Origin of the sequence: Corynebacterium senegalense (assembly GCF_900411315.1) — a bacterium.
Lineage (GTDB): Bacteria > Actinomycetota > Actinomycetes > Mycobacteriales > Mycobacteriaceae > Corynebacterium > Corynebacterium senegalense.
The window spans coordinates 2,060,983-2,076,083 of the sequence record NZ_LS990887.1 but is presented as its reverse complement, the minus strand read 5'-3'; the positions used below and the strand labels follow the sequence as shown (position 1 = coordinate 2,076,083).

The 15,101-nt window shown below is 70.1% G+C and carries 15 protein-coding genes; 4 read left to right on the top strand and 11 right to left on the bottom strand.

What is annotated here, in order from left to right; translation table 11 throughout:
- Positions 1 to 29 precede the first annotated feature (29 nt).
- Positions 30 to 1,052 carry an ABC transporter substrate-binding protein gene (locus tag DYZ02_RS10125; RefSeq protein ID WP_115686133.1) on the top strand — a complete coding sequence of 341 codons (1,023 nt, stop codon included), beginning with the start codon at positions 30 to 32 and terminating at the stop codon, positions 1,050 to 1,052.
- Here DYZ02_RS10125 and DYZ02_RS10120 read toward each other — a convergent pair.
- The 5 genes from DYZ02_RS10120 to DYZ02_RS10100 form a co-directional block, all read right to left on the bottom strand.
- A complete protein-coding gene (locus DYZ02_RS10120; RefSeq protein ID WP_115686132.1) occupies positions 1,049 to 2,140 on the bottom strand; it encodes a DUF5808 domain-containing protein in 1,092 nt (363 codons plus the stop codon). The two genes, DYZ02_RS10125 and DYZ02_RS10120, sit on opposite strands and share 4 nt — an antisense overlap.
- Positions 2,137 to 2,514, bottom strand: coding sequence for a GntR family transcriptional regulator (locus DYZ02_RS10115; protein WP_115686131.1), 378 nt, complete (start codon positions 2,512 to 2,514; stop codon positions 2,137 to 2,139). Before DYZ02_RS10115 ends, DYZ02_RS10120 begins: the two co-directional genes overlap by 4 nt.
- Before the next feature lie 42 nt (positions 2,515 to 2,556).
- The gene (locus tag DYZ02_RS11450; protein ID WP_181896957.1) at positions 2,557 to 2,730 is read right to left on the bottom strand and encodes a hypothetical protein; all 174 of its coding nucleotides are present in this window, start codon (positions 2,728 to 2,730) and stop codon (positions 2,557 to 2,559) included.
- 68 nt (positions 2,731 to 2,798) lie between these two features.
- Positions 2,799 to 3,383, bottom strand: a complete 585-nt coding sequence (locus DYZ02_RS10105; protein ID WP_115686129.1) for a glycoside hydrolase family 25 protein — start codon at positions 3,381 to 3,383, stop codon at positions 2,799 to 2,801.
- Positions 3,383 to 3,907, bottom strand: a complete 525-nt coding sequence (locus tag DYZ02_RS10100) for an NUDIX hydrolase (RefSeq protein ID WP_115686128.1) — start codon at positions 3,905 to 3,907, stop codon at positions 3,383 to 3,385. Before DYZ02_RS10100 ends, DYZ02_RS10105 begins: the two co-directional genes overlap by 1 nt.
- A gap of 70 nt (positions 3,908 to 3,977) precedes the next feature.
- On the opposite strand from DYZ02_RS10100, the gene DYZ02_RS10095 reads away from it, so the two are divergent.
- Positions 3,978 to 4,721, top strand: a complete 744-nt coding sequence (locus DYZ02_RS10095) for a hypothetical protein (protein ID WP_115686127.1) — start codon at positions 3,978 to 3,980, stop codon at positions 4,719 to 4,721.
- Between the two features lie 9 nt (positions 4,722 to 4,730).
- Here DYZ02_RS10095 and DYZ02_RS10090 read toward each other — a convergent pair whose 3' ends face one another.
- The 3 genes from DYZ02_RS10090 to thrC are packed head-to-tail and all read right to left on the bottom strand — an operon-like array spanning position 4,731 to position 7,274.
- Positions 4,731 to 5,660: a trypsin-like serine protease gene (locus tag DYZ02_RS10090; protein WP_245945773.1), complete on the bottom strand. Its 930-nt coding sequence runs from the start codon at positions 5,658 to 5,660 to the stop codon at positions 4,731 to 4,733.
- Positions 5,644 to 5,811, bottom strand: coding sequence for a hypothetical protein (locus tag DYZ02_RS11445; protein ID WP_181896956.1), 168 nt, complete (start codon positions 5,809 to 5,811; stop codon positions 5,644 to 5,646). Before DYZ02_RS11445 ends, DYZ02_RS10090 begins: the two co-directional genes overlap by 17 nt.
- Positions 5,812 to 5,822: 11 nt before the next feature.
- Complete coding sequence (gene thrC / locus DYZ02_RS10085) at positions 5,823 to 7,274, bottom strand: threonine synthase (protein ID WP_115686126.1); 1,452 nt, start codon at positions 7,272 to 7,274, stop codon at positions 5,823 to 5,825.
- A gap of 60 nt (positions 7,275 to 7,334) precedes the next feature.
- Between thrC and DYZ02_RS10080 the strand changes: the two genes are divergently transcribed.
- Complete coding sequence (locus DYZ02_RS10080) at positions 7,335 to 8,642, top strand: MFS transporter (protein WP_115686125.1); 1,308 nt, start codon at positions 7,335 to 7,337, stop codon at positions 8,640 to 8,642.
- Positions 8,643 to 8,658: 16 nt separating this feature from the next.
- Here the strand turns inward: DYZ02_RS10080 and DYZ02_RS10075 are convergent, their stop codons facing one another.
- From DYZ02_RS10075 to DYZ02_RS10065, 3 genes are all read right to left on the bottom strand, one after another.
- Positions 8,659 to 8,904, bottom strand: coding sequence for a hypothetical protein (locus DYZ02_RS10075; RefSeq protein WP_115686124.1), 246 nt, complete (start codon positions 8,902 to 8,904; stop codon positions 8,659 to 8,661).
- Positions 8,905 to 8,967: 63 nt separating this feature from the next.
- On the bottom strand, positions 8,968 to 11,997 hold the full coding sequence (locus DYZ02_RS10070; RefSeq protein WP_115686123.1) for a bifunctional [glutamine synthetase] adenylyltransferase/[glutamine synthetase]-adenylyl-L-tyrosine phosphorylase: 3,030 nt from the start codon (positions 11,995 to 11,997) through the stop codon (positions 8,968 to 8,970).
- 3 nt (positions 11,998 to 12,000) lie between these two features.
- On the bottom strand, positions 12,001 to 13,335 hold the full coding sequence (locus DYZ02_RS10065) for a glutamine synthetase family protein (RefSeq protein ID WP_115686122.1): 1,335 nt from the start codon (positions 13,333 to 13,335) through the stop codon (positions 12,001 to 12,003).
- Between the two features lie 136 nt (positions 13,336 to 13,471).
- On the opposite strand from DYZ02_RS10065, the gene DYZ02_RS10060 reads away from it, so the two are divergent.
- Positions 13,472 to 15,100, top strand: a complete 1,629-nt coding sequence (locus DYZ02_RS10060) for a CYTH and CHAD domain-containing protein (RefSeq protein WP_115686121.1) — start codon at positions 13,472 to 13,474, stop codon at positions 15,098 to 15,100.
- The last annotated feature ends 1 nt before the right edge of the window (position 15,101 follow it).

The window sequence follows — 15,101 nt, the reverse complement described above, 5'->3', positions numbered from 1 at the left end:
GACACAAGGTTAGGCTAACCTTCCTTCTCATGTCATTTACAAGAACGCTTTCAGCGCTTGCCCTCACCTCCGCGCTCACGCTCACCGCCTGCGCCGGCCCCAACAACGACTCCTCCGCCGGCGCGGGGAGCACCGAGGTCGCCGTCGGCGGCAACAAGTTCAGCACCGCCGACGCCGAGACCGCCAAGCTCGGCAGCGATGCCGAACCCGGCCAGTTCCCCCGGACCGTCACACACGCCAACGGCACCACCGAGATCGCGTCCAAGCCGCAGCGCGTGGTCGTGCTGGACAGCGGGGAGCTCGACTCCGTCCTGGCCCTCGGGATCACGCCGGTGGGCATCACCACCTCCAAAGGGCAGGACCCCGTCCCGTCCTACCTGGCGGACAAGGTCAAGGACGTCCCCACCGTGGGCACCATCAACGAGGTCAACGTGGAGGCCATCGCGGCCCTCCAGCCCGACCTGATCCTGGGCAGCCAGCTGCGCGCCGACAAGCTCTACCCCCAGCTCTCCGAGATCGCCCCGACGGTCTTCTCCATCCGCCCCGGGTTCCCCTGGAAGGAGAACTTCCTCCTCGCCGGTGAGGCCCTCGGCATGGAGAATGAGGCCGAGGCCACGCTCAACGAGTACACCACCAAGGCCGAGGAAGTCCGCAGCACCGTGCCGGAGGACACGACGGTCTCGCTCGTGCGCTTCATGCCCGAGAAGCTGCGCCTGTACGGCAACAAGTCCCTGATCGGCGTGATCCTGCGCGACGCGGGGCTGGCCCGGCCCGCTGTCCAGGACGTCGACGACCTGGCCGTCGAGATCTCCCCCGAGACCATCGACCAGGCGGACGGCGACGTGATCTTCTACTCCTCATACGGCTCGCCCGACGCGACGGGCGAGACCGCCGTCACCGAGAGCGCAGCGTGGAAGGCCCTGCCCGCAGTCGCCGAGGGCCGGGCGATGCGGGTCGACGACGGCGTGTGGTTCCTCGGCCTCGGCCCCACGGGCGCGATGCGCATCCTCGAGGATCTCCGCACCATGCTGCCCGACGCCAACAACCGCTAGGCGAACGCCACGAGCCCGATCGCCGCGACGAGCACCAGCACGGTGACCGCGGCGAAGGCCTTGCCCTGCCAGTGGGCGTAGTTGAAGTCGAACCCGACGCCGACGCGCTTTTCGACGACCACCGCGGGATCGTCCGGGTTGGCGTAGAAGATGCCCCAGATGTAGTTCGCGTCGTTGTCGGGGCTCTCCGCCTCGGCACTGGCCGCGGCGTCGGCGTTGCCGCGCGCCCGCACCGTCGCGCTGCGCAGGATCAGCGCAGCCGTCGTGAGCAGGACCGCACCGATAAAGACCACGAAGACCTCTTCGCGGGCGGCCGCGTACGCGGGGAAGAGCGCGGTCGTGTCCATCGCGGTGATGCCCACGGTGACGATGAGCGTCAGGGCGGAAAGCCCGGACACCGCGGTGTCGAGGACCGCGCGGGAGCGCGCGGCTCCGGCGGCGGTGCGATCGGCGCGTCGGGAAGCATTGGCCCTGGTGAGGGCGGCAACGCTCACGGCCATGACGAGCTGCAGCGCGAGCGCGAAGAGCGAGCCCTGGAAGACCGCCAGCGGGGTCTTGTCGGCGAACGCGTCCGGCTGGAAGTCCGGGCCGAAGTGGGTGGGGAAACGCTCGGGGATGTCGTCGAAACGCCACCACCGGTACAAAGCGCTCGCGGCGATCACGGCAAGAGCGGCAGCCACGCAAACCCACGGCACCCGCCGGTCCCTCGGCTCGCGCGCGGAGGAGACCGAGCCCGTCACGGCAGTCGGCACACCGTCGAACCACCCCTCCGCGCGCTTCGCGCGCAGGATCTTGCGGTTCTGGGAGGCGAAGGCAGCCACGAAGGCCACGGTAGCAATCATGGGCGCGACGGCGATGACCAGCGGGTTCTCCGCAAACAACGCGACCCCGACAAAGACGACGGCGGCGGTCGCACAGATGGCTGCGCGGAACGTGCGCAGCGCGTCGGTGACCACCGGGTGATCCATGCGGTCGCGGGGCACGCGGGCCCCGAGGACGATGCCCGCCGGCGAGAGCCGGGGGACGGCGGCCAAGGACAGGGTGACCAGCGCCATGAGCGCGGCGAAGGTGAGGTTGAAGGCGTTCATCGTTTCTGCTCCGGGTTAACGAGGGCGGACAGTTCGGCGGCGAGGAGCCCGCGCAGGGCTGCCGGGTCGGTGCCCTGCGCGACGGCAAGGGCGAGCAGGGGCCGCAGTGCGTCGAGGTCCGGCGGGGTGCCGGGCGGGGGCGCCACACGGCTGCCGGAGCGCGACGCGCTCTCAATGAGCCCTTCGGCGCGGAGCAGGTCGTAGGCCTTCTGCACGGTCGCCGGGTTGATGCCGAATTCCGCGGCCACCCGCCGCACGGGGTCGAGGGTGTCGCCGGGGATGAGCTCCCCGCGCGCGATGGCGAGGACGATGGCGTCGTGGATCTGCTGGAACACCGGGGGCCCGCCGTCGGGGTCGATGGTGATGAGTGTCATGGCACGCTCCTTTCTGTGCCACTAACAATAACACAGTTTGTACTACTTGTCGTAGTACAGTTCGTGCGGGCCGACCGGCCGGGAGCACGCCAGCAGCACGCTGGCCGCCACGAGGACGACCGCGCTCCAGAGATAACTGTGCGCCAGGGCGAGCAGCAGACTCGCCGTGAAACCAAGGGCGGCACCCGCCGCCCTCTTCGAGCATCGTTTCATCACGAAGATAACGCTAACGGCTTTCACCAGCGCAAACCGCGCCCCGGCGCAAAGTCGGTACGAAAGTATCCTCAGCCCCGCGCGTTGACGTCCACGCGGAAACCCGCCACCCGGCCCCGCGAGGAAAACTGCCACATCGCCGGCACCTGCTTACCGACGCCCCGCGGCCAGCCCCCGGGGAAAATCTCCGCCGGCGCGCCCTCCGGATCGGCGCCGTAGGAGGCGAGCCACAGCTTGCCGAAGGGGCGCGTGTCGGCGCCCAGCATCCGCCACCGCCACCAGCGCGGGTAGGTGTAGATCCCCGCCACCTCCACCCCGGCGCCGGTAAAGAGGGTGTGGGCGGTGGAGACGTCGTCAAGCGTCAGCCCGGCGGGCGTCTCGCAGTCGAGCCACAGGGGCACACGCGCGTCGCCCAGCACCTCGAGCGCCGCCTCCACCTGCTCCCGCACGCTCGTTCCCTCGGAGGGGCTGCGCAGGAAGTGGTAGGCCTCGATGTCCAGCCCGGCGCGGCGGGCGTCGTCGAGGTGGGAGGAGAACACACGGTCGCGGTAGGTGCCGTCGGTGGTGCGGATGATCGCGAATTCGATGCCCTCCTGCGCCGCCCGGACCAGCGAGAGCCCGTCCTGGTGCTCGGAGACGTCGACGCCGAAACGCACTAGCGCTTCTTCAGGCCCAGGCGCGGCTCGAAGGAGGCGGGGTGGCGGCGCTGCGCCGCCGCGTCGGCGATCGCCAGGCGCCACTTCGGGTCCTGCACCGGCATCTGCGAGATCGGGAACCAGCCGGCCTCCGTGTTCTCGTCGTCGGCGGCGACGGGCACGGCGACGGGGTCCTCCGCCTCGAGGCGCAGCTGCACCGACATGTAGCTCGCCCTGTCCCCGTTCGCGTGCGTGACCGGCCCCACCGCGCCGACGCCGAGCAGCGCCGCCGGGCGCGCGGCGAGGCCCGTCTCCTCCAGCACCTCGCGCACCGCCGCGTCGTGCGGCTCCTCCCCCGGCTCCGCGATCCCCGTCACCGGCGTCCACTGCCCGTTGTCGGCGCGGCGGACCAGCAGCACCTCGGGCACCGCCCACGCCGACTCCGTCTGCGCGTCGCGCAGCACGATCGCTGTGACCGAGGGCAGCCACATCAGGTCCGTGCCGATCTTCTCGCGCGTGGCAACGATGAACTCGGGGATGGGCATGAAACACCTTTCGTCGTGCGGGCCGGACTCACTGGCTCCTAAGTGTAGTTCCGCTACACTCCTAATCATCATGAGCACGGCCCGCCCCTCCTTCATCCAGCGCATCCCCCAGCCCCTGTTCACCACCGGGTACGGCGCGCTGCTCGTCGGGGTCGTCGTCGCCGGCGTGCTGCTGGCCAGCCACGAATCCGACGCTTCCGTTCCCCCGGCCGCCGTGGAGCGCCCCCTGCGACCCTGGCTGCCCCCGCAGACCAGCCAGGACAACGTCGACGCGAGCGTGCGCCCGTACCTCATCTCGGACGTTGAGACGGCCCGCACCCCCACGGGCGTCACCCTCACCGGATCCATGACGCCCACCGCCGAGTCCGACACCACCGAGTTCTCCGGGCACGTCTCGCGCCTGCTCCAGCAGAACTGCGTGGACAACATGACGGTGCGCACCCAGGACAACCTGCGGGTCAACTTCTGGGGCTTCTGCTACTCGACGCTCCCCCCGGCCACCATCGACAGCTACCTGGCCCACGCCATGGAGGACGGCGCGCAGGAGGTCTCCTTCTCCTTCACCCCGGGCCGCCCCTTCGAGCGCTCGGTCGGGCTGACGTGGGCGGAAAGCACCGAGGATGACGCCAGCCGGGTCGTCGATACGTGGGAGGACCTCCCCCGCGGGCAGGACGTGGACCTGCTCTACCTCGCGGCCTACGGCCCGGAGACCGCCTACACCGCGGAGCGCACGAGCAAGGGCTACAAGGAGAGAACGGCGCCGGCGGGCGAGAAGTTCAAGGAAAAGTACGGCGTGCCGACGCCCGCCCTCTAGCCTGCCAGCTCACCAGCGCTGGGTGACCCAGAGCGCGTCGGGCACCACCACGCTCACCACCTGCATAGTTTGCTCGACATTGGAGTAGGACATGAGGCGGGGGTTGTCCATGCCCTCGTAGCACTCCTCCTCGCTGCGGCCCGCCTCGGTGCCCGAGACCACCCCGATGATGGTGGCGCGCCCGCCCACGTCGCGGAAGACGGGCCCGCCGGAGTCGCCCTTCGCGGCGCACACCGCGGCGATGTCGCCGCGCGTCTCCCGCTCCTCGTCGGTGTCCGTGGTGATGAGCTGTACCCGACCGGGTTCCTCGAAGGCGCCGCAGGTGTAGCCGGTGGTGCCGCCCGTCTTGCACACCGTCTGCAGCGGGGCCGCAATGTCCTCGGCCACGCCCGTCTCAATCGGCGCGCCGACGAGCTCCATGTAGCGCTCCGGGTCGGTGATCTCGATGACTCCCACGTCGATATTGGGTGCCGCGGGGCTGTACAGGCCCGAGTAGATGAAGCGGCCGGCCTCCGTGGCGTAGTCCAGGGCGGTGGTGGCGTTGGTCGGCCACACCAGATCCCCCTCTCGCCCGCAGTGCCCGGCTGTGACGGCGAAGTTGCGCCCCTGGGCGTTGGAGAAGCTGAACGCCACCGTGCACGACTGCGCGGTGAACGACTCCCCCGGCTGCGGGTAGTGGTCCGTGGTCTGGATGAGCGTCCCGGGCGCCCACAGTGCGAACTCGGGCACCCGGACGAGGTTGGGGGCCTCCGCCGGGGCGGGGGTCGGCGGCGTCTGCACCGCCTCCCGCGCGCGCTGCTCCTCCAGCGTCGCGGTGGGCGTCTGGGAGGTGACGATGCCGCCCCAGACCGTCAGCCCGACCGCCACCACGGCGAACAGGATCGCGCCGATCCACGCCGAGATCCCCCACCCGGCGCGGGGGCTACTCGGTGCGCTCAACCGCGCTGCCCTGCTCTGCGTCCCCGGTATTCTCCTGGGTCTCGCCCTGCGACTCACCCTGGGCCTTCCCCTGGGCCGCGAGTTCGCGGAGGAACTTTTCCGGGTCGAACTCGGTGAAGTACTCAGGGCCGGCGAACTGCTCCTGCGCCATGATCTGTTCCCCTACGCCTCGGTGTTCTCGATTGCTCGGGCGATGTACTCCTTCGCCGCTTCGGCGTTGTTGGGCAGGTCCGCGACGTGGCGCCCGGCGTCCATCACGTCGGCGAAGCGCTCCGGCACCTCGGGCTCGCGCCCCAGGGCCTCGCGGATGGTGTCGGCGAACTTCACCGGCAGCGCCGTCTCCAGCACCACGATCGGGGTGTCCACCTCGTCGGCCAGCGAGCGCGCCACGTGGACGCCGTCGGCCGTGTGCGGGTCGATGACCACGCCGTGGTCGCGCTCGACGGCGGCAATCGTCGCGATGCGGTCCGCGTGCGTCGAGGTGCCCGAGAGGAAGCCGAACTCGTCGCGGATGCGCTCCAGCGTGCCCGGCTCGGCCTCCTCCTCGAGGGAGAACCCGCCCTCCTTCACCTTGACGGCGAAGAGGTCGGCGGTGGCGTGGGCGTCGCGGCCCAGCGCGTCGAAGATGAAGCGCTCGAAGTTGGAGGCCTTCGAGATGTCCATCGAGGGCGAGGAGGTCGCCTGCGTCTCGGCCGCGGAACGGGGGCGGTAGTGGCCGGTGGTGAAGAACTCGTGGAGCACGTCGTTTTCGTTGGTGGCCACGATGAGGCGGTCGATCGGCAGGCCCATCTGCTTGGCGACGTGCCCCGCGCACACGTCGCCGAAGTTGCCCGTCGGCACGGAAAAGGAGATGCGCTCCTCGTTCGACTCGGTCACGCGCAGGTAGGTCGAGATGTAGTAGACCGTCTGGGCGAGCAGGCGGGCCCAGTTGATCGAGTTGACCGCGCCGATGCGGTACTTCGTCTTGAACGCCGGGTCGGAGTTGACCTCCTTGACCACGTCCTGGCAGTCGTCGAAGACCCCGTCGAGGGCGATGTTGAACACGTTGGGCTCGTCGAGCCCGAACATCTGCGCCTGCTGGAAGGGCGTCATGCGCCCCGCCGGGGTGAGCATGAACACGCGGATGTTGTCGCGCCCGCGCATCGCGTACTCAGCCGAGGAGCCGGTGTCGCCCGAGGTGGCGCCCAGGATGTTGATCTCCTCGCCGCGGCGGCCGAGCTCGTACTCGAACAGCTCACCGAGCAGCTGCATGGCCATGTCCTTGAACGCGGCGGTCGGGCCCTCGGACAGGTGAGCCAGGTACATGCCCTCCCCGAGAGCACTGACCGGCACGATCTCCTCGGTGGAGAACACCGGGGTGCGGTACGCACGGGCGGTGATCTGCTCGATCTGCTCGGCGGGGATGTCGTCGACGAAGAGCTTGACCACCTCGGCGGCCAGCGCGGCGTAGCCCTGCTCGGCGAGGAGGCCGCGCCAGACGTCGAGAAGCTCGGGCGTAATCCGCGGGTAGACGGCGGGGAGGTAGAGGCCGCCGTCGGGGGCTAGTCCGCCGAGGAGGATGTCGGTGAACTTGGCCGAAGTAGAGGTCGTGTCGCGCGTCGAAATGTAATCCACACCCCGCCACTTTACGGGTAGTGCAACGAACTCGGGGCGGGTGGTTTATTTTCTAATGATATGACCTCTTTCCACCCCCGCGAAAAACTCACCACCAAAGCTGTGATCGTGTGGGCGGGAGCCGTCCTCGTCTACGTGGCCGCCATCCTCGGCCGCACCTCCTTCGGCGTCGCAGGTGTCGACGCCATCGAGCGCTTCGGGGTCGACGCCTCCCGCATCGCCGTGTTCACCGCCGTCCAGGTGGGCGTCTACGCCCTCGCCCAGATCCCCGTCGGCCTGCTCATCGACCGCTACGGGCCCCGCGTCATGCTCGTCGCCGGCGCTCTCATCATGGCCGTCGGCCAGGTCACGCTCGGCCTGACGGAGTCCTACGCCGTGGCCATCGGGGCCCGCGTCCTCATCGGCGCCGGCGACTCCACCGCCTTCCTCTCGGCGCTGCGCGTCCTGCCCTTCTGGTTCCCCCTCAAGCACACCCCGCTGTTCACACAGCTCACCGCCTCGCTGGGGCAGCTCGGCCAGTTCCTCTCGGCCATCCCCTTCCTCTGGCTGCTCCACGCCCAGGGCTGGACGGTCGCCTTCGTCTCCCTCGGCGCGCTCGGCGCCCTCATCGGCGTCGTGGCCGGCATCGCCGTCGCGGACTCCCCCGAGGCGGCCGGGCTGAGCAAGGAGGAAAAGGCCGAGCGCAAGGCCGAGCAGCAGGCTCAGCGCACCCCGATCGGCGAGGTGCTGCGCACCGTCCTGCGCTCCCCGCTGTGTTGGGAGGCGTTCTGCATCCACGGCTTTTCCATGTTCTTCATGCTCAACTTCACCCTGCTGTGGGGCGTGCCGCTGGTCACCCTGGGCATGGGGCTCAGCCCCGCCCAGGCGGGCGTGGTGCTCACCGTCTACACCGTCTCCACGATGCTCTCCGCCCCGCTGCTCGGCCCGCTGTCGGCGCGCACGGGGAAGAACCGCGATCTCGCGGCGGTGATCATCGCGAGCATCCACTGCGCGGTGTGGGTCGCCTTCTTCCTCTCCCCGACCCCGCGCGGCTACGCCTTCATCCTGGCGCTCATGGTGCTCATGGGCTTTGCCACCCCGACGTCGAACTACGGCTTCGATACGGTGCGCGAGGAGATGCCGCGCACGATGGTGGCCACGGGCACGGGCCTGGGCAACATGGGCGGCTTCGTCGCCGCGATGATTTCCTCGCAGGTCGTCGGCCTGCTTCTCGACCACTCCGCGCCCGGCGGCGACTACGGCTGGGCGGACTTCCGCTTCGCGTGGATCGCCGTCTTCGCTATCTGGGCCGCGCTCGTGATCGCCCTGTTCGTGGCACGCCACTTCCGCGGCGGCGCGCAGGGCGTGCGCATCGTCGCTCAGTCCTAGCCGGGCGACACCGGCTCTAGCGGCGCGGGGGTTCCTGCCGGCCGGTGAGAATGTCCACGACGCTGCGGATTGCGGCGTCGCCGAGCTGCGGCACCTGCGGGGCCGCGCCGGGGGCGCTGGGCTCCACCTTGATGTGCAGGGTCGTGTCCTCGAGCTCGATGCGGGCACGCTTATCGACGCCCGCCACCCGCGCCGCCTCCACCAGCGCCACCAGGTCGGCGAAGTTCGCGTCGTGCAAGTCAACAGTCAGATTCACAGCCATGGCTGTAACCCTACTAACCCGCCCGCAGCCGGCGCACGGGATTCGGCGGGCAATCGCCGCCGCTTAGAGCCCGGCGTCGTACTCGTGGGAGGGCACCTCGCCCCAGAACACCTCCTCCACCACGGCGTGGGCCCGGCGCGTGACCCGCAGATAGTGCTCGAGGAACTCCTGCTGCTCCGCCGGGTCGTAGCCCGCGGAGCCCGCTACCTGCGCCAGCTGCGCGCCCGGCGCGGGAAGCTGATCGGTGCGCTTGCCCGTCACGAGGACGATCGCGTTGCGCGCGCCCGTGGCGGCGAGCCAGGCTCCGCGCAGGATGCGGGCGTGCGCGGCGCTGAGCACGTCCGCATCCCCCAGCTCCTCCAGGTACTCCAGCGCCTCGAGGGTGGAGGTGGTGTGCAGCCCCGGGCACTCGTGGGCGTGCATCATCGTGATCAGCTGCACCGTCCACTCCACGTCCGCCAGCGCCCCGCGGCCCAGCTTGGTGTGGGTGGACTTGTCGGCGCCGTGGGGCAGCCGCTCGTCGTCCACGCGCGCCTTGATGCGGCGCACCTCCCGCACGTCGGCCCTGCTGGCCCCGCCCGCGGGGTAGCGGAACGGGTCGATGGCGGTGAGGAAGCGCTCGCCGACCTCGCGGTCGCCCGCCACGCAGGTGGCGCGCTGCAGGGCCTGTTTCTCCCAGGCCTCGCCCCACTCCCGGTAGTAGCGCTCGTAGGAGGCGATGGTGCGGGCCACCGCGCCCGAGCGGCCCTCGGGGCGCAGCCCCAGGTCGACCTCCAGCGGCGGGTCGCCCGACGGCTTGGACAGCCGGGTGCGCATCGCGTCGACGATCTTCGCCGCCCAGGCCACCGCCTCGGATTCGTCCACCCCCTCGGTCGGCTCCGCCACGATCATGACGTCCGCGTCGGAGCCGTAGCCGAGCTCCGCTCCCCCGAGCCTGCCCATCCCGATGACGCTGATCCGCGCCCGCGGCTCCTCCTCGCCCGAGTTCACGAGGTCCGTCCGAACCTCGGCGCGCAGGGCTGCCTCGATCACTCCCTCCCACACCCAGGTCAGCTCGCGGCACACCCGCCGGACGTCCATGAAGCCGAGGAGGTCGGCCGCGGCGATGCGGGCCAGGTCCGCGCGGCGCAGGCTGCGCGCCACCCCGACGGCGCGGTCCGGGTCCTCGTAGCGCTTCGTCGCCGCGATGATCGCGTTGTAGGCCTGCTCGGGGGCGGCGTCGAGAAGCTTCGGGCCCCGCGCCCCGTCGCCGAGCAGCTGCACCACTTCGGGCGCGGAGATGATCAGGTCGGAGGCGTAGGGCGAGTTGCCCAGGATGTGCATGAGGCGCTGGCCCACCACGCCCTCGTCGCGCAGCATGCGCAGAAACCAGCTCTTGTCCAGCGCGGCCTCGGACAGCTTGCGGTAGTTCAGCAGGCCGGCGCCCGGGTCGGCGGTGCCGCCGAGCCAGTGCATGAGGGTGGGCAGCAGGATCGCCTGCAGCTTCGCCTTGCGCGAGCTGCCCTTGACCAGGAAGTTCAGGTGCTCGTAGGCGCGGGCGGGGTGGCGGTAGCCGAGCGCCTTGAGCTGGTCCTTCACGGCGTCGGCAGACAGAGTCACCTCGCCGTAGCTCATGCCCACCACGGCGTTGAGCAGCGGCCGGTAGAACAGCTTCTCGTGCAGGCCGGCCACGCTGTGGCGGTACCTGCGCAGCGAGGCGTCCATGAGCTCGACCGCCGTGTGGCGCGGGCCGGGCGCGAAGCCGGAGGCCCGGGCGAGCCAGCGCCGTGCCTTCTTGTCCTCGGCGGCCGGCAGGGTGTGGGTGCGCCGGAAGCGCTGCAGCTGGAGGCGGTGCTCGAGCAGGCGAAGGAAGCTGTAGGCGTCGATGAGCTGGCGGGCGTCGTCGCGCCCGACGTAGCCGGCGTGCATGAGCGCCTCGAGGGCGTCGACGGTGTTGCGCACGCGCAGCGTCTCGTCCACCCGGCCGTGGACGAGCTGCAGCATTTGCACCGCAAACTCGACGTCGCGCAGCCCGCCCTGGCCGAGCTTCAGCTCGCGCTCGCGCATGTCCGCCGGGACGTTCTCCAGCACGCGCTGGCGCATGGCCTGCACGTCCTCGACGTAGGACTCGCGCTGGGAGGCGGCCCACACCAGCGGGGCCACCGCGTCGATGTAGTCCCGGCCCAGCTCCATGTCGCCCGTCATCGGGCGCGCCTTGAGCAGCGCCTGGAACTCCCAGGTCTCCGCCCACCTCTTGTAGTAGGCCAGGTGGCTGTCCAGAGTGCGCACCAGCGCCCCCGACTTGCCCTCCGGCCGCAGGTTGGCGTCCACCTCGAAGAAGCACTCGGTGCCGATGCGCATCATCTCGCCGGCGAGCCGCGCCGCCTTCGCGCTGGCGGGTTCCGCCACGAAGATGACGTCCACGTCCGAGATGTAGTTCAGCTCCCGCGCCCCGCACTTGCCCAGGGCCAGCACGGCGAGCCGGGCGTCGGGCTCCTCGTCGCCGTAGACCAGGCGCACCGCCACGGCCAGCGCAGCGGTCAGGGCGGCGTCGGCGCAGTCAGCCAGGGCGTGGGTGACCTCCCGGTAGCCCAGGCGCCCCTCCTTTTCGTGCGGGAAGGTCCCGGCCAGGTCCGCTGCGGCCACGCGCATGATGAGCGAGCGGTACGCCGCCTTCAGCCGCGAGCGCGCCTCCACCGAATCGGAGAACTCCGCCGCCGCGCGGTAGGTGCCCGAGCTCACCGGCTCCGCCCCCACCGAGGCCAGCATGGAGCGCAGGAACACCTCGGCGGTGGGAAGATCCGCCGCCAGCGTCTCCCATTCCCCCGGGTGCGCCACGAGGTGATCGCCCAGCGCGGTCGAGCCCCCGAGCAGGGCGAGGAGCCGGGTTCGCAGGGTCGGGTCGTCGACAAGCGAGGCGCGCAGGCGCGGGTAGTCCTCCCCCAGCGCGTCGGCGAGCCGCACCGCCGTGTTCAGGGCGAGGTTCGGGTCCGCCGCGCTGGCGAGGGTGCCCAGGATCGCGGGGTCGTGCCAGCCCAGCCGCTCCAGGTCCTCGGCGGCGCGCGGGCCGGTCAGACCCAGGCTGGCGGGCGAGTAGCTGTGTCGGCGGGCCATGGCTTAGAGGTCCAGCCCGTTCTCGAGCTCCCATGTCGTGACCTGGGAGGTGTAGTCGTGCCACTCGTGCCACTTGCTGCGCAGGTAAAAGTCGAAGACCTGCTCGCCGAGCACGTCCGCCATGAACTCCGAGCGCTCCAGGTGGCGCAGCGCCTGGTCGAGCGACTTCGGCAGGTCCCGGTATCCCATGGCGCGGCGCTCGCGCGGGGTGAGGGCCCAGACGTCGTCGCGCGCCGGCTCCTCGAGCTCGTAGCCCTCCTCGATGCCCTTCAGGCCCGCCGCGAGCACCGCCGCGAAGGCGAGGTAGGGGTTGCAGGCCGAGTCGAGCGTGCGGACCTCGATGCGGCGGGATTCCGCCTTGTGCAGCCGGTAGGTGGGCACGCGGACCATCGCCGAGCGGTTGGAGATCCCCCAGGTTGCGGCCGTGGGCGCCTCCGAGCCGAACTGGAGGCGCTTGTAGGAGTTGACCCACTGGTTGGTCACCGCGGAGATCTCGTTGGCGTGCTCGATGATCCCCGCGATGAACTGGCGCCCGGTGGCGGACAGGGAGATCTCGTCGTCCGGGTCGTGGAAGGCGTTCGTCTCGCCCTCGAACAGGGAGAAATGCGTGTGCATGGCCGAGCCATCGAGGGTGGGGAACGGCTTGGGCATGAACGTCGCCTGCACGCCGCTGGCCTCGGCGATCGTCTTGACGATGTATTTGAAGGTGATGATGTTGTCCGCCATGGTCAGCGCATCGGTGTGGCGCAGGTCGATCTCCTGCTGCCCCGGGCTGGCCTCGTGGTGGGAGAACTCGGTGACAACGCCCATGTACTCGAGGGCGGAGATCGCCTGGCGACGGAACTTGGGCGCCTCGTTGCGCTTCGCCTGGTCGAAGTAGCCGCCCTTGTCGGTCGGGCGCGGCGCCGCCCCGGCCTCGGGCTTGTTCACCAGGTAGAACTCGATCTCGGGGCTGGCCATGAAGTCGAAGCCCAGGTTCTTTGCGCGGGTCACCTGGCGGCGCAGGATCTGGCGCGGGTCGGCGTACAGCGGGTCCCCGTCGGGCATGGTGATGTCGCAGAACATGCGCGCGGTCTGCAGGCCCTCCTCGATGTCGAAGGGCAGGCTCTGGTAGGTCGACGGGTCGGGCCGCAGCAGGGTGTCCGACTCGGAGACGCGGGAGAAACCCTCAATGGAGGAGCCGTCGAAACCGACGCCCTCGTCGAAGGCGGCCTCGAGCTCCGCGGGCGACATCATGATCGTCTTGAGGGTGCCGAAGATGTCGGTGAACCAGAGGCGGATGAACCCGATGTCCTGCTCGCTGACCTTGCGCAGGACAATTTCCTGTTGGTTGTTCATGACACCTCACTCTAGCTGCTCCGAGCACCCCTCCCGGGCCCGCGCGGGCAGGTAAGCTCGCCACGGAGATGTGCAGAAGCACAGATGGACGCATTGTTCAGGATTCCGGCGCGCGCCGGGAAAGGGTGAGAATTCCATGGCCGACGATAATCTGGAGAAGTTCCTGGAGGTCGAGGTCAAGCTCGCGGTCGACGAGGAGACCGGGGTCCCGGACCTGACCGAGCTCGACGGGGTGAGCAGCATCCTCGACACCGTCGAGCACAACCTCTCCGCCATCTACTACGACACGCAGGACCTGCGCCTGACCCGCGCGAAGGTCACGCTGCGCCGCCGCACCGGCGGCTCCGACGACGGCTGGCACCTCAAGCTGCCCGCCGGCGCGGCGCGCCGCGAGCTGCGCGCCCCGCTCGAGGACCCCGCGACGATCCCCGACGAGCTCCTCGCCAACGTTCGCGCGATCGTGCGCACGGCCCCGCTCGCCCCGATCGCGCAGGTGGACAACCGCCGCGTGGAGTGCTCCCTCGGCTCCGCCGCGGGCGAGAAGGTCGCCGAGTTCTGCGACGACCACGTCACCGCCTGGTCGCTGCTGCCCGGCGGGGAGCGCACGTCGTGGCGCGAGTGGGAGGTGGAGCTGTCCGAGTTCACCTCCGGCACGGAGGCGGGCTCCGAGCTGATCTCCCAGGCGACCTCCTTCCTCATCAACGCCGGGGCCCGCAAGTCGGATTCGCCGTCCAAGCTGGCCTCCGCCCTCGGCGACTCGGTCAACTCCGCCCCGCTGCCCCCGCACCTGCGCGCTTCGAGGCTGGACCCGGAGTCCCCCGCCGGCGCCGTTGTCGCCTCCCTGCGCAAGCAGCGCGACTCCATCGTCGACTGGGAGCCGCGGGTGCGCGCCGACGAGTGGGACTCCGTCCACCAGATGCGCGTCTCCACCCGCGAGATGCGCTCGCTGCTGGAAACCTTCGAGGGCATCCTCGAGGGCGACCAGCTCCACCACCTCGAGGCCGAGCTCAAGGAGACCGCCGCCGTTCTCGGCACCGCGCGCGACGCGGAGGTCGTGGAGGAGCGCTTCCTCGAGCTGCTCGACTCCGACGAGAGCGGGCTTATCGACGACACCACCGCCGCCCACATCAAAAACGACATGCGCACCGAGTACCGCCAGGCGCACGCCATGATCGTCGAGATGCTGGACTCGGAGCGCTTCCTCACGCTGCTCGAGGAGATTGACACCCTGCTCGCCGACCCGCCGATCGCCGCTGCGGACGCGACCGGCGCCGACGACAACGGGGACGACGGGGACAACGGGGACGATGGGGACCATGGCTCCACGGGCGAGTCCCGCGACATCCTCTACGAGCACCTCGAGCGTGGCTACAAGAAGGTGCGCAAGCGCCACAAGAAGGTCGTGGAGCACTACCACGACACCTCCCTCGACCTGCACAAGCGCGAGGACTACGTCCACGACGTGCGCAAGGCGGCGAAGAAGCTGCGCTACGCCTCCCTCGCCGCGGAGGGCTCCGGGCTCAAGACCGGGCGCCTGACCAAGACGTGCAAGGCCCTGCAGTCGCAGCTCGGCAACTTCCAGGACGCCGTGACCTCCCGCGACCGCATCGCGCGACTCGCCGACGCCGCCCGCGAGCGCGGCGAGGACACTTTCGCCTACGGCCTGCTCTACCAGCGCGAACTCGACCGCGGCGCCGATGCCCTCCGGGGCTACGAGGACACGGTGGACGAGGTGAAGAAGGCCTTCTCCAAGATCAAGCCGTAGC

Excerpts from the sequence above, each read along its gene's own strand:
- DYZ02_RS10060 (WP_115686121.1), top strand. The coding sequence starts at position 13,472 with ATGGCCGACGATAATCTGGAGAAGTTCCTGGAGGTCGAGGTCAAGCTC.
- DYZ02_RS10070 (WP_115686123.1), bottom strand. The coding sequence starts at position 11,997 with ATGGCCCGCCGACACAGCTACTCGCCCGCCAGCCTGGGTCTGACCGGC.
- DYZ02_RS10065 (WP_115686122.1), bottom strand. The coding sequence starts at position 13,335 with ATGAACAACCAACAGGAAATTGTCCTGCGCAAGGTCAGCGAGCAGGAC.
- DYZ02_RS10120 (WP_115686132.1), bottom strand. The coding sequence starts at position 2,140 with ATGAACGCCTTCAACCTCACCTTCGCCGCGCTCATGGCGCTGGTCACC.
- DYZ02_RS10095 (WP_115686127.1), top strand. The coding sequence starts at position 3,978 with ATGAGCACGGCCCGCCCCTCCTTCATCCAGCGCATCCCCCAGCCCCTG.
- DYZ02_RS11445 (WP_181896956.1), bottom strand. The coding sequence starts at position 5,811 with ATGGCGCAGGAGCAGTTCGCCGGCCCTGAGTACTTCACCGAGTTCGAC.
- DYZ02_RS10075 (WP_115686124.1), bottom strand. The coding sequence starts at position 8,904 with ATGGCTGTGAATCTGACTGTTGACTTGCACGACGCGAACTTCGCCGAC.
- DYZ02_RS10080 (WP_115686125.1), top strand. The coding sequence starts at position 7,335 with ATGACCTCTTTCCACCCCCGCGAAAAACTCACCACCAAAGCTGTGATC.
- DYZ02_RS10100 (WP_115686128.1), bottom strand. The coding sequence starts at position 3,907 with ATGCCCATCCCCGAGTTCATCGTTGCCACGCGCGAGAAGATCGGCACG.
- DYZ02_RS10125 (WP_115686133.1), top strand. The coding sequence starts at position 30 with ATGTCATTTACAAGAACGCTTTCAGCGCTTGCCCTCACCTCCGCGCTC.
- DYZ02_RS10115 (WP_115686131.1), bottom strand. The coding sequence starts at position 2,514 with ATGACACTCATCACCATCGACCCCGACGGCGGGCCCCCGGTGTTCCAG.